This is a genomic window from Microcystis panniformis FACHB-1757 (assembly GCF_001264245.1).
GTDB classification, from domain to species: domain Bacteria; phylum Cyanobacteriota; class Cyanobacteriia; order Cyanobacteriales; family Microcystaceae; genus Microcystis; species Microcystis panniformis.
Map to the genome: position 1 here is coordinate 3285424 of NZ_CP011339.1, position 12826 is coordinate 3298249.

The window sequence follows — 12826 nt, forward strand, 5'->3', positions numbered from 1 at the left end:
ATCGCTACAGAGTCGGCACTTGACGTTGAGAGATTGGCAATGAAACAGACAACCCCCTCCGAGTCAGAGATAAATGAAGCTTACTTCGCCATGTTATCTTGGTGTTTTGTGCCTAAATTTCCCCGCAAGTCAGCCCCCTGTCTCGGCCAGTGCGAGTCGCTATTCTCGGAGCAACACGAGCAGTCGTGACTAAATTACTCGAATTCCGCTATTTTCCTTTCGTAAGATTAGAGCCATGAACAAAACAGATGTAATGAGTTGGATTTATTTTAGTCATCCAAAAAAAGCTGATATTGTCAATATTTTAATAATTATTGCCATATGGACTGTGATGGTAATTGTCGTCAATCCTTTGGGTAATTTTCCTCTTAATGATGACTGGGTTTATGGACTGGCAGTAAAATCGATTCTGGAGAAAGGTGATTTCCGCCTTCCCAGTCCAGCCCATACTAACCTATTTTTTCAAGCCTTTTGGGGAGCCTTATTTTGCCTTCCTTTTGGATTTTCATTTACTGCATTACGCTTCTCAACTTTAACCTTAGGATTAATCGGTGCGATTGGTACTTATGGACTGCTTAGAGAAGTTAATGCCAATCAGAAAATCTCTTGGTTGGGCGCTTTGCTGATAGTGGTTAATCCTCTATACTTTGGATTAGCTAACAGCTTTATGACCGACGTTCCTTTTCTGGCTTTAAGTATCCTATCTTTCTATTTTCTGATCAGGGGATTGAAGCGGGAATCAACTATGGAAATTATTCTCGGTATTTGCCTCGCTTATATCACGATTTTAATCCGTCAATACGCAATTATTATTCTTTTATCATTTGCCCTAGCATACTCGTTTAAACAAAGATTTAAAGGCTCTTCGGTTTGTGTTATGCAATGGACGGGGGTTATAAGGGATGGAACCCTTATAGAGAAAGGCATTTAGCGATTTTTGTCAATTGTTTTTGCTCTAGAGCGAACTAATCAATTAAGTCTCTTGCCAGATAAGGATTTAGTCGATTTATGCCCCCCTATCGAACCATAACAAGTAACGAAGAGCCGATTTAAATTAAAAATTTTATTGGGCAGTTCCCTGATATTTTTATCAGGAATTTTACTACATGAACTGTATCAAAAATGGCTTTATTCTACAGGACGCATGCCTTTAACAGCAGAGAATACCCTGACTATAATAGCAGAGAAGGTATTGATAGCTATAGGAAAATTAGATTTCGGCAACCACATTTTAATGATTTCAATTATATACCTGAGTTGTTTAGTCTTCCTTGCCCTAGCGATCTTTTGGACAAAAAAATTAAAATTAAAAATTTTGTTGGGCAGTTCTCTGATGGTTTCCTTGGTAATCTTACTCTATAAATTGTATCAACAATGGCTTGAATCTAAAGAGCGGACTCTTTTAATAATGGAGAATGTGTTGATGAATATGCAAAAATTAGATTTTGGCAACCATATTCTAATTATTTCAATTGGTTGTTTTATTTTCCCATTCATAGCGATATTTTTTTCTGGGAAATTTAAGGAAATATCGCGCCAACACCAAAGAATAACGCTCTTAGCTTTATCTAGCTTTTTTGTTGTCGTGATGGGTAAATTGATCCAGCAAGGCAAAACTATGCCCTTCATCGGTAATGTCCTAGTTTATTTTGGCTTAGGCCCTTTAACCCTTCGAGATACTTATATCTTGAAGGTAAATTATCCCCCCTATTCCCTTGGCTTAAAAATATTTTGGTTGATGATGACGGCGATTGGTGTAGTTGGAGCGCTTTTATTGCTTTACTATTTATGCTCAGGGATATTGCAAACCTTTTCTGAATCAGAAAAATGGTTGAATTTACTAATAATTTCTGCGATATTAGTTTATCTTTTTCTTTTGGGAATAAAGTATGCTTTTGATCGTTATTTTTTGCTGCTTGTACCATTATTTATGGTCCTTATAGTAATTTTAAACAAGGACATTGCCGAACGAGATATTGGCAAAAAAATAACTGCTTTTGCCTTGACAATGATCTTTATTTGGGGCGGATTTACTATGGCTGCAACCCATGACTACTTAGCCTGGAACCGAACTCGGTGGCAAGCCTTAAATGATTTGATGGAACAGGGAGTTACTCCTGAATATATCGATGGGGGATACGAATTTAATGGCTGGTATTTAAACGATATAAAATATCAGAAGCAGCGGGGTAAAAGTTACTGGTGGGTAAATCGTGATGACTACATGATTTCCTCTGGATTGCTCAAAGGTTATCAAGAAGTCAAACGCTATCCTTTTGCAAGATGGCTGCTTTTAAAGCAAGATAATGTTTTTGTTCTCCATAAGATGGCTGAAGATAAAACTAATGGGACTTAAACGCTCAAACGATCAAATCGAGTATAACCGCTACAGAGTCGGCACTTGACGTTGAGAGAGCGGCTATGAAATAGACAACCCCAGCCGCGATACCTCTCTGGCTTTGACCAATGGTGTGGGCGTTTTGACAATGGAGAAGAAAATCATCTCCATTCCTGTCCATTTTGGTCAAAATAATCAATGATCCTGAATCTTGGTGATTAAAAAAGCGTTAATTGCTTTTTTATCACTGTTCTCTGCTTGAGAGAGAAAAAACCTTAACCGAGTAGTATTGACTCCCCCCTCATCACCCCAGCAATTTGTCGGTCTAACTGTTCTAAATTTTCCGCCGGTTCAAGGCAGCATAACCCTTGACAAATTAACCCAAATGTGCTAATGGGCAAACTGGCATCGACGCGATACACCGCAGTGGGCAAATAGCGACTTAACAGCGGCTCGATCGAGCTTTCCGGGGCGCGCAGACAGAAACCGTGACGATAGTGATCGAGGGCAACAAATAAACTGGGGCAAGCGGTGGGGGACTCTTCTAGGATGGTACTAAAAGATTGCAAGGCCTTTTCGGCCCGATCGAGATATTCTAGATTTTCCGTCAATCGCGACAGACGCACCAAATTAGCGATCGCAATTCCGTTGGCCGAAGGGGTGGCATTATCCGTATGACCCCGTTCCTGCACGATCAGATCGAGACTATGATCGGACGCAGTATTAAAATATCCCCCCTCATCCTCGGCCCAAAACCAGCGATCAAATTCCCCCTGTAGTTCGATAGCCGCCTCTAACCAGCGAGTTTCTTGGGGTTTAGCGGTTTGCAAGTCCAGCAAAGCCTTAATAAAATAGGCAAAATCCTCCGATTGGGCCAAAACCGAGGCCTGACCCTGATAATTCAAGCGCTGAAAACGTCCATCTAACCACTGATGCTTGAGAATAAACTCGGCCGCTTGAGTAGCCATTTTCCAGTACAAAGGTTCACCAAAGACGGCAAAGGCCCGGGCTAAACCGGAAATCATCAAACTATTCCAAGCGACGATCATTTTCGTATCCGTTACCGCCGGAATGCGTCCCGGCCAAGAGACAGTTTTCGCCTCCTGATTGTCTCTGGCCGGGGGAAAAAGAGCTAATTGGGCTTGAGAACTGCCATAACGCCGAATAAATAACTTATCGAGCATATTTTCTATCTCCTCCCCTAATTCTCCCCCTTGCCGACGTTGCAGGACATTACGACCCTCAAAATTCCCCTCGGCAGTGACGGTAAAATTAGCTTGCAGCAGCCCCAATTCCTCAGTCGAGAGATAATCCCTTAACTCCAGATCCGACCAGACATAAAAGGCCCCTTCCTCCGGTTCCCCATCCGTGGCATTCTCAAAACTATCGGCATCTTGGGCCGCATAAAAATAACCTTCTGGGGCGGTCATTTCCCGTTTTAGCCAGTTAACCGTGCCTTTAATCCCTCTCTCAAAGGCCGCCTCTCGATCACCCGCACTCCACAAATTGGCTAAATATTCGACAATTTGCCCGTTATCGTAGAGCATTTTTTCAAAATGGGGAACTGTCCACGTCGAATCCACCGTATAACGATGGAATCCTCCCCCTACATGGTCATAGATTCCCCCCAGGGCCAGATCTTCCCCCCGTTGATAGGCCGCTTGCCGGAGGGAATCCTCAAAATCGTCACCAAAGCGACTACCCTGCAAAGCCAGATGAGAATATGGAATCATCGGAAAACTGGGCCGACCGTAGTTATTGGGATTAACCCGAATCACCGCCGTATTTGTCTCGATTCCTGTGGCTAAAAGGTAAGGAGCGGCTAAATTGGTCTCTGCTCGCGGTAAAATAGCTGATTGACGCAGTGCGCCCAGCATTTCGGCCGTAAATTTGCTTAATTTCTCCTTTTCCTCGTCATAATAACGACGTACCGATTGCAACACTTGCAGAAAACCGGGCCGGTTAAAGCGCGGTTGCACGGGAAAATAGGTGCCACCATAGAAGGGAATTAAACTATCCGGTGTTAGGAAGACATTCAGCGGCCAACCCCCTTGACCGACCATCATCTGCAATGCTTGCATATAGATGCTATCGATGTCCGGTCTTTCCTCCCGATCAACTTTGATCGGTAAAAAATACTGATTGAGATAATCGGCAATGGCTCGATCAGAAAAAGCTTCTCCTTCCATAACCGTACACCAATGACAGCTAGAATAACCGATCGACAGAAAGATCGGTTTATCTTCTCTCCTGGCAATTTCTAGGGCGCTGTCACACCAATACCACCAATTGATCGGGTTTTCGGCGTGTTTTCGCAGGTAAAGACTTTCAGATGCAGCCAGATGATTAGCCATGGGAAAAGGGGAATTTTTGCTCTTGCTGCTTATCAGTTTAAGCTAATTAGAGACTAACCGGAATCAAGCCTCTGCTCATGCTGAAAACTTCGATCGCCCTAGGATTTTTTCTCACTCAATCTTTGCCCCTTAATCCGCAAGTGCAGGGGGTGGCTAATCATTTAATTGGGGTCATGGATACGACGCAACAAGCGCAGACTAACTCCCGCATTGCTAAGGTGCAAATGATTACCTGTGCCGTGGATTTTGCCCCGAAACAGGATAATATTTATCTTTATCAAGAACAGGCGATTATCGATCGCTTAAATCAACCCTATCGTCAAAGAATTTTAGTCATTCAACCTAGCCCCGATAATTCCACTGTGGAATCAAAAGCTTATAAGTTAAATAATGCCCCTAACTTTATTAATTTTTGTAACAAAGACTTGACAGAAAGAAAATTAAATGTATCAGATTTGGCCGAGTCGGTGTGTACTGTATTTTTAAAACCGATAGCGGGGGGTTATCGGGGAGAAACTCCCCCCCAGGGTTGTCCCACGAATGCCAGAGGTGCGGTGAAAATAACTAATACAATTATTCTACATTCCCAGGGCATGGATACCAGCGATCGAGGTTATGATAGCCTTGGGCAGCAGGTATGGGGAGCGCAGGATAATTTCTATCAATTTCGCTGGCAAAAACCCTAAAATCGGCTTTCTTGTTTCATTAATGCCACATCGGCAGCAAAATAGGTCAAAATCAAATCGGCCCCCGCTCGTTTCATACTGATTAAAGTTTCCAAAATCAGGCTTTTTTCGTCAATCCAGCCCTGTTTCGCTGCCGCTTTAATCATTGCGTATTCACCACTGACGTTGTAAGCGGCGACGGGAAGATGGCTACTATCGCGCAGACGACGGATAATATCGAGGTAGGCCAGAGCGGGCTTAACCATAATAATATCTGCCCCTTCTGTTATGTCTAAACTGGCTTCCCGTAACGCTTCCCGACTATTAGCCCCATCCATTTGATAGGTTTTCTTATCACCAAATTTTGGTGCTGATTCTAAGGCATCTCGGAAGGGACCATAATAAGCAGAGGCATATTTAGCCGTATAAGCGAGAATTCCCACATCCAAATAGCCAGCCGCATCTAAAGCTCGACGGATCGCCCCAATCCTACCATCCATCATATCGGAAGGAGCGACGAAATTAGCCCCGGCTGCCGCTTGTGAGAGCGACATTTTCACTAAAACTTCTAGGGTTTCATCGTTGAGAATTTTACCGTCCTTAACAATACCATCATGACCATAAATCGAAAAAGGATCGAGAGCAACATCGGTAATAATAATTATTTCAGGGACTTCTTTTTTGATCGCTTTCACTGCCCTTGGCACTAAACCATCGGGATTATAACTTTCTCTACCGAAATTATCTTTTTTATCTTCGGCAATCAGGGGGAAAAGAGCGATGGCATTAATGCCTAAATTATAAGCATTAACCACTTCTTTGAGCAATAAATCAAGGGAATAACGATAACAATCGGGCATAGAAGGAATAGCAACCCTTTGATTTTCTCCCTCCATGATAAAGAGGGGATAAATCAAGTCATTAACGGTTAATTCAGTTTCACGAACAAGACGGCGAATCGCTGGAGTATAACGAAGACGACGGGGACGAATCAGCATGATAAGTAGTTGAACAAAAGTAAAGTTAACCGTGGGGTAAGGAGTCAGGAGTCGGTCGTCAGTAAGAATTGCGGCAATTTACATTTCTTAAGATAGACAACAGAATTTATGTCCGACTACTTAGCGGCGCGTCAAAAATAAAAAGTAAACAGTAAATAGCTGGTTTTGCTCTAGTTTTTTACCTAGGCAAAAACCGGGGATAGGACGATCAAATAATCCTGATCCCCCTGACTAATTAGTGAAAATCGGGACTATGACGAATCAAACTCATAAACTCTTGACGAGTCTTAGCAGAATCGGCAAAAATACCGCGCACGGCACTCGTAGAAGTCCAAGAACCGGGTTTTTCAACCCCGCGCATTACCATACACATATGAGTCGCTTCAATCACCACAGCTACCCCTTGAGGTTGTAGTAATCCTTGCAAAGCATCGGCAATTTGTGCGGTTAAACGTTCCTGTACTTGCAGTCGTCTGGCGTACATTTCACAGATGCGGGCAATTTTCGATAAACCGATCACTTTCCCGTTAGGAATATAGGCAACATGAGCGCGGCCGATTATCGGTAAAATATGGTGTTCACAGGAGCTAAACATATCGATGTCTCGGATTAAAACCATCTCGTTAGCATTCTCGTGAAAAACTGCCCCATTCAGCAATTCATCCAGGGATTGCTGATAACCAGAAGTGAGAAATTTTAGGGCTTTTACTACTCGTTTAGGAGTGTCTCGTAAACCTTCGCGATCGGGATCTTCTCCTAATCCTAACAGCAGTGTTCTTACCGCTTGCATCATCTCGGCTTCCGATACCGGCGATTTAGGTTCGGTAATCACTTCGGGAAAGTGATTGTAGTCATCATTGTCGAAAATTGCTTTGGACTTAGCTAAGGTCATAGATATTTTTACAGACTCCAATAGTTAATTGATCGGCAAAGTTTTCTGATTTTACCAATTGTCAATAAATACCCTTTGCTAGAGTATTTATTTTTCTGGGCATCTAGACGATAACTAATGAAAGCTATCGGTTTATTTCCTCGTCTTTGGGGTTATCTCCGGTGCGGAAACTTGGAAAAATTGATTTTCCTAGTCACCGAAAAAGTCTTGAGTATCTCCCTAGTTAATTGAGGGCAGAGTTCTACTGCATAATTAATTTATTTTGTCAAGTAGTTCATTTGTTTGTTAGGGCAGGTTTCCTAGAATGATAATCGTTATCATTTTAACAAAAAATTTAGATTTACCAACAAAAATTTTGTCGCCAGATAAAGATAGTCCCGTTAAGCTATTTAACTTATTTTGAAGATGTAGAGATATTTTGCGATTTTATCGCTTATATTCAGCAATATTACTGATTTTTTGGTATTCTTCCTCCGAGTATAAATCCGCCGGAGAAGCAAGGCGATCGAGAAAGAGGATTCCTTCCAGTTGACATCCTCGCCGCACTTTTAGGGCGGCGATTCCTAAACCTCACGATTTAAGTTTCTGCTTCCACCACCGTCGCATACCACAGTTAAAAAACCATGTACTGTCTTACACAGAGTCCACAGACTTTCGCCCCATTTCAGAAGCCCGATTCCCTGTGTCCCACGGTACGTTGACCGCCTATAGCTTCTTGTACTTGTTGCGCGCGACTTTTTACCCGGCCAAGCTTTTCTGGTCGGAACCCCCTAAGCCGAGTTTTCAAGGTGCTGCGCCGTCCACTTGGTTTTCGAGACTGGCCTTTTAATTCTAACGTAAAGCCAACCTAGAACGGCGGGGTTTCAGACCCAAAATTTCCGATGAGTTAATTCGTGTTGAAAGATGCGCGCGACAAAATCCCTGAAAAGTTGACGGATTTCGCGACCATTGCGATCGCAATAGGCCACCTCGATCCACTGATGACGGGGGACAAAACCGCGTAAATTGGGGACACTGAGGCAACCTTCCCAACCCTTGACCATTTCCTCGCTGACCCGCAAAATGCGAGGATTAATCACGGCAGTGGGTGGCATCATCGGAGCGTCGGGATAACGAGGATTGGGACCAGAAGCAACGATAAACAGACGCAGAGACCGAGCAACTTGGGGCGCGGCGATTCCCACCCCGTGGGCAGCTTGCACGGTGGTAATCAGGGAATCGATCAAATTTTGACAGTCAGCATCGAGAAGATTATCGATCGCTGCTGCTTTTTGCTGTAGAATTGGATTTCCTAATTGGGTGATTGTTAAGTACCTAAGCAAAATTAATTACACATATCTAACCACCTCTTGCCTCTTGCCCCTTGCCTCTTGCCTATCTTCACTAGGAAATTAATTTTGCACGACTACTTAAAACTTGCGTCATCTGTCTAAAGATTAATTGTTTCGCTCTGAAAATCATTTTATCTTGAGGGGAAAAATCTCGCTAAACTGATAAGGTTTCCCCGCAGCAGCACTAGAGCAACTTTGTTAATCAAAATTAACCGTGGATAGGCGTTGGGTTTCATGCTTCAACCGTTCGGCAAAAGCTCACGGCCGAAGCCCAACCTACGTTCATCTTATATTTAATTCCACCCACCCACTTAATCAAAATTAACCGTGGATAGCAGCACCCAACAACTTTGGCATCATCTCCTAGAGCGTCTAAAATTACTATTATCCCGTCCCGCTTTCGAGACTTGGTTTCAAACGGCGACGGTTAAAGAATGGCAAAACGATCGCTTAGTAATTCAGGCTGCCAATCCTTTTATTCTTAACCATCTTCAGAAAAATTATCTGTCAACAATTGCCGAAGTAGTGGAGGATATCGTCGGTTATCCCGTCGAGATTCAACTAACGGCACAACAGGGCGATTTAATCGCTATTTTCCAGCCTAACAGTAGCTTAGAATCAGAATTACCCCCCAGTAATCAACTTAACCCTAAATATAATTTTTCCCGTTTTGTTGTCGGCCCAACTAATCGCATGGCCCATGCGGCCGCTTTAGCGGTGGCGGAATTACCCGGACGCGAATTTAACCCGCTTTTTCTCTGTGGTGGGGTGGGGTTAGGTAAAACCCATTTAATGCAAGCGATCGGTCATTATCGTCTAGAATTATATCCTCAATCCAAGGTTTTTTATGTATCGACGGAACAATTTACTAATGATTTAATCACCGCTATCCGTCAAGATAGTATGGAAAGTTTTCGTAATCATTATCGTCATGCCGATATATTATTAGTGGATGATCTGCAATTTATTGAAGGAAAAGAATACACTCAAGAAGAATTTTTTCATACCTTTAATACCCTGCACGAAGCGGGAAAACAGGTGGTTTTAGCCTCCGATCGCTTGCCCAAACAGATTCCCAGTTTACAGGATCGTTTAATTTCTCGCTTTTCTATGGGATTAGTGGCCGATATCCAAGCACCAGATATCGAAACTCGCATGGCAATTTTACAAAAAAAGGCCGAGTACGAAAATCTGCGTCTCCCAAGAGAAGTTATCGAATATATTGCCGTTAATTATACTTCTAATATTCGCGAATTAGAGGGGGCATTAATCCGAGCTACTACTTATATTTCTATCTCCGGATTGCCGATGACGGTAGAAAATATTGCGCCGGTTTTAAATCCACCAATGGCCAAAATTTCCACTTCTCCCGATATTATTATGGCGGTAGTAGCGGAAAAATTTCAACTCTCGATCGCTGATCTAAAGGGAAATTCCCGCCGGCGAGAAATTAGTTTTGCTCGACAGATTGGGATGTATTTGATGCGTCAACACACGGATTTAAGTTTACCGCGCATTGGCGAAGAATTTGGCGGCAAAGATCACACCACCGTTATTTATAGCTGTGATAAAATCAACCTTTCCCAACATCAAGATCGACAATTACAAGAAATCTTAGCCCAACTAATCGAGCGAATTAACTCCCTCAGTCGCAATCAGTAGTCGGGGCGAATTATGAATTATAAATTGGGAAGTGGGAAGTGGGGAGATGGGGAGACCACTGCGTGCGCGTTGCGGGGGGAGATGGGGAGACCACTGCGTGCGCGTTGCGGGGGGAGATGGGGAGATGGGGAGATGGGGAGTATTTTCAGTGAACTGAAAACTCACATCTGAAAACTCACATCTGATAACTGATAACTGATAACTGATAACTGATAACTGATAACTGATAACTGATAACTGATAACTGATAACTGATAACTGAGATTAACTACAGGGGAATAAACTGGCAATTGTAGCGAGGAGACGAGAGGTCATGGGTAAACTATCGATCACCATAGCTGTACATAATAACATCATGTAAAGAATGGAATATTTAAACAGCGATCGAGCCATGTCTCGATCAAAAGGATTCTGTTTTAATTGCCAAGCTTTTTTCAGGAAAACAAACCCTAAAACCAAAGCCGCTAGACCATAAACAACACCACAGGCAGCCAAGGGATAAATCAGGAGGAAAGTGAAAGGAACGACGATTAAAGTATAGAGCCAAATCTGCTCGCTAGTGGCTTCTTCTCCTTTAACTACGGGCATCATCGGGATATCTACTTCCGCATAATCATCCTTGATCATTAAAGCCAAAGCCCAAAAATGGGGAGGAGTCCAAAGGAAAATAATGGCGAATAAAATCCAAGGAATCCAACCGAGATCGCCCGTTACTGCCGCCCAACCGACGAGGGGAGGAATCGAGCCAGCTGCGCCACCGATAACAATATTTTGGACACTATGACGCTTGAGCAGATGGGTATAAATCAGCATATAAAATGCGATACCGGTCATTGCTAAAAATCCGCTCAAAGTATTGACAAAAAAGACAAAAAGTGCTAGGGAAAGGGAGGCTAAAACGAGGGCAAAAATGAGGGCGTGGAGGGGTTGCACGCGACCGGAGGGAATAGGACGGGCGCGGGTGCGAAGCATGGTGTGATCGATGTCGCGATCATAGATGCAGTTTAAGGTTTGAGCGGCGGCGGCGGCGAGAGTGCCACCGAGGAGAGTAAGAAAGAGTAATAGGGGGGAAACCTGACCTTTAGAGGCGATTTCCATGGCAGCGGCCGTGGTAATCAGTAGTAGAGGAATAATTCGCGGTTTGGTGAGTTGATAATAACTTTTAGCGACTTGTAAAAAATTATCGTGGTGGCGAAGGGCTTGAGTTCCAGTCATCGTGATTAAATCCTTAGAGATGGCTTATAAGTAATGGGACAAAATTAACTTATTGGTTAGGATGGGCAATAGGCAAGAGGCGGTTAGATATGTGCAATTAATTGTGTCTAGTTACTTAGGAGCGAAAGAACGATCGCGAAGGGCAAAAGTGGTAAAAGCGACGAGGGTTCCCACCAATAGCGCACCGATGCTGTGGTGGGTAATGGTTAAGGGTTCCACCTGAAGATGCAGTTTCAGGGTGGCAACGCCTAAAAACACCTGTAGGGCGACTAATCCCCCGGCGCTAAAAGCTAGTTTTTTGAGGAGAGGATGGATAGCGGCAGCTCGCCAAGCGAAGAAAACTAGGGTTAACACCGAGATAGTGGCGGGAAAAACCCCGATAATGTGGCTATTCATCACCGGACAGAGTTGGGAAACCGTTAAACACTGATGGGCTGCCCAACGGGAACCGACGAGACCGCCGAGGAGACATTGCAGATAAACTAGACCGGTGGCGACCACTCCCATCCCAGTTAGTTTCCCGACTGTACCGGTGCCACGGTAGGGAGTCAGACAAGTAGCAATGACGATTAGGGTGGAGAAAAAGAGCAAAGCTGTGGCTAAATGGGCGGTTACGATGTCAAATCGCAGTAATTGGGTGACGGTTAATCCTCCTAGTACTCCTTGCAGGAGAATTAAAGCCAAGGCAGCGATCGCAGAGGGCAACAGCCAAGGGGGAAGATGGCGACGATACCACCAAGACAGACCGACGAGAGCGATCGTACTAAACCCGATCAAAGAGGCATCGAGACGATGAAACCACTCCAGAAATACCTGTAGATTCATCTGCTGACTGGGAATCCATTGACCGTAACAGAGAGGCCAATCGGGACAAGCTAAACCGGCGTTCATAACTCTGGTGGCAGCGCCCACTACCATGAGGGCGAAAGTAGCGATCGCAATTTTCCAGACTAAGCGGCGCATCCACACCTGAATATTGCCGGTTTCTCTTAGGGGTGTCGGGTTAAAAACAGATTCGGTCATCGGTTTGCCTGTTCTCAAGGAGTCTGTCATCAAAGAGCCTGGCTTGGTTTGCCAGTTAGTTAAGTAGGTAGGCACAATTATTTGTAGGATGGGTTAGCGGTAGCGTAACCCATGCGGGCGTTGGGTTTCATGCTTCAACCCAACCTACGTTCTTTGTTTGCCAGTTAGTTATCACTGTGAATGAGTTTTTTTACGACAAGTAAAACCTTTTAGATATTCTTTAGATTTCTGGCCATTTCCGTTACATTTGTTTACATAAACTCAGAATAAAACATAAAAATTAGTTATTTTAAATACTTTCCCTGAAAACGATCCCAAAGAAAAGATAAAATTCTCAGAAGATGCTGG

General features: G+C 43.7%; 11 protein-coding genes and 1 pseudogene. 5 read left to right on the forward strand and 7 right to left on the reverse strand.

The features are described from left to right. Window positions 1-39 precede the first annotated feature (39 nt). The 3 genes and pseudogenes from VL20_RS31225 to VL20_RS15880 all read left to right on the forward strand — a co-directional run bounded on the left by VL20_RS31225 (window position 40) and on the right by VL20_RS15880 (window position 2356). Complete coding sequence (locus VL20_RS31225; protein WP_158499357.1) at window positions 40-189, forward strand: hypothetical protein; 150 nt, start codon at window positions 40-42, stop codon at window positions 187-189. 142 nt (window positions 190-331) lie between these two features. Beyond that, window positions 332-778, forward strand: a pseudogene (locus tag VL20_RS15875) (glycosyltransferase family 39 protein); the annotation flags it as partial. A gap of 288 nt (window positions 779-1066) precedes the next feature. Beyond that, entirely contained in the window at window positions 1067-2356 is a 1290-nt protein-coding gene (locus VL20_RS15880; RefSeq protein ID WP_284525818.1) for a hypothetical protein, read from the forward strand. Between the two features lie 257 nt (window positions 2357-2613). Here VL20_RS15880 and VL20_RS15885 read toward each other — a convergent pair whose 3' ends face one another. Continuing rightward, window positions 2614-4692 carry a thioredoxin domain-containing protein gene (locus tag VL20_RS15885; RefSeq protein WP_052277054.1) on the reverse strand — a complete coding sequence of 693 codons (2079 nt, stop codon included), beginning with the start codon at window positions 4690-4692 and terminating at the stop codon, window positions 2614-2616. 77 nt (window positions 4693-4769) lie between these two features. Between VL20_RS15885 and VL20_RS15890 the strand changes: the two genes are divergently transcribed. Beyond that, a complete protein-coding gene (locus VL20_RS15890) occupies window positions 4770-5378 on the forward strand; it encodes a chromophore lyase CpcT/CpeT (protein WP_052277055.1) in 609 nt (202 codons plus the stop codon). Here VL20_RS15890 and hemB read toward each other — a convergent pair. The 3 genes from hemB to def all read right to left on the reverse strand — a co-directional run bounded on the left by hemB (window position 5375) and on the right by def (window position 8569). After that, window positions 5375-6355, reverse strand: coding sequence for a porphobilinogen synthase (gene hemB / locus VL20_RS15895; protein WP_052277056.1), 981 nt, complete (start codon window positions 6353-6355; stop codon window positions 5375-5377). The two genes, VL20_RS15890 and hemB, sit on opposite strands and share 4 nt — an antisense overlap. A 235-nt stretch (window positions 6356-6590) precedes the next feature. Then, window positions 6591-7247 (reverse strand): GTP cyclohydrolase I FolE, encoded by a 657-nt coding sequence (gene folE, locus VL20_RS15900; RefSeq protein WP_002758386.1) that lies wholly within the window; start codon window positions 7245-7247, stop codon window positions 6591-6593. 863 nt (window positions 7248-8110) lie between these two features. Continuing rightward, window positions 8111-8569, reverse strand: a complete 459-nt coding sequence (def, locus tag VL20_RS15905; RefSeq protein WP_052277057.1) for a peptide deformylase — start codon at window positions 8567-8569, stop codon at window positions 8111-8113. 336 nt (window positions 8570-8905) lie between these two features. On the opposite strand from def, the gene dnaA reads away from it, so the two are divergent. After that, a complete protein-coding gene (dnaA, locus tag VL20_RS15910) occupies window positions 8906-10240 on the forward strand; it encodes a chromosomal replication initiator protein DnaA (protein ID WP_052277058.1) in 1335 nt (444 codons plus the stop codon). Window positions 10241-10401: 161 nt separating this feature from the next. On the opposite strand, the gene VL20_RS32870 is transcribed toward dnaA, so the two are convergent. The 3 genes from VL20_RS32870 to VL20_RS15920 form a co-directional block, all read right to left on the reverse strand. Continuing rightward, window positions 10402-10530 carry a hypothetical protein gene (locus VL20_RS32870; RefSeq protein ID WP_284525819.1) on the reverse strand — a complete coding sequence of 43 codons (129 nt, stop codon included), beginning with the start codon at window positions 10528-10530 and terminating at the stop codon, window positions 10402-10404. After that, complete coding sequence (locus VL20_RS15915; RefSeq protein ID WP_016516960.1) at window positions 10505-11455, reverse strand: heme o synthase; 951 nt, start codon at window positions 11453-11455, stop codon at window positions 10505-10507. The genes VL20_RS32870 and VL20_RS15915 overlap by 26 nt, the downstream gene beginning before the upstream one ends. A gap of 111 nt (window positions 11456-11566) precedes the next feature. Further along, window positions 11567-12478 (reverse strand): COX15/CtaA family protein, encoded by a 912-nt coding sequence (locus VL20_RS15920; protein ID WP_081417887.1) that lies wholly within the window; start codon window positions 12476-12478, stop codon window positions 11567-11569. Between the last annotated feature and the right edge of the window lie 348 nt (window positions 12479-12826).

Bases quoted from the DNA above. Each gene is read 5' to 3' on its own strand.
- VL20_RS15890 (WP_052277055.1), top strand. From the start codon at position 4,770: ATGCTGAAAACTTCGATCGCCCTAGGATTTTTTCTCACTCAATCTTTG.
- folE (WP_002758386.1), bottom strand. From the start codon at position 7,247: ATGACCTTAGCTAAGTCCAAAGCAATTTTCGACAATGATGACTACAAT.
- VL20_RS15920 (WP_081417887.1), bottom strand. From the start codon at position 12,478: ATGACCGAATCTGTTTTTAACCCGACACCCCTAAGAGAAACCGGCAAT.
- VL20_RS15885 (WP_052277054.1), bottom strand. From the start codon at position 4,692: ATGGCTAATCATCTGGCTGCATCTGAAAGTCTTTACCTGCGAAAACAC.
- hemB (WP_052277056.1), bottom strand. From the start codon at position 6,355: ATGCTGATTCGTCCCCGTCGTCTTCGTTATACTCCAGCGATTCGCCGT.
- VL20_RS31225 (WP_158499357.1), top strand. From the start codon at position 40: ATGAAACAGACAACCCCCTCCGAGTCAGAGATAAATGAAGCTTACTTC.
- VL20_RS15915 (WP_016516960.1), bottom strand. From the start codon at position 11,455: ATGACTGGAACTCAAGCCCTTCGCCACCACGATAATTTTTTACAAGTC.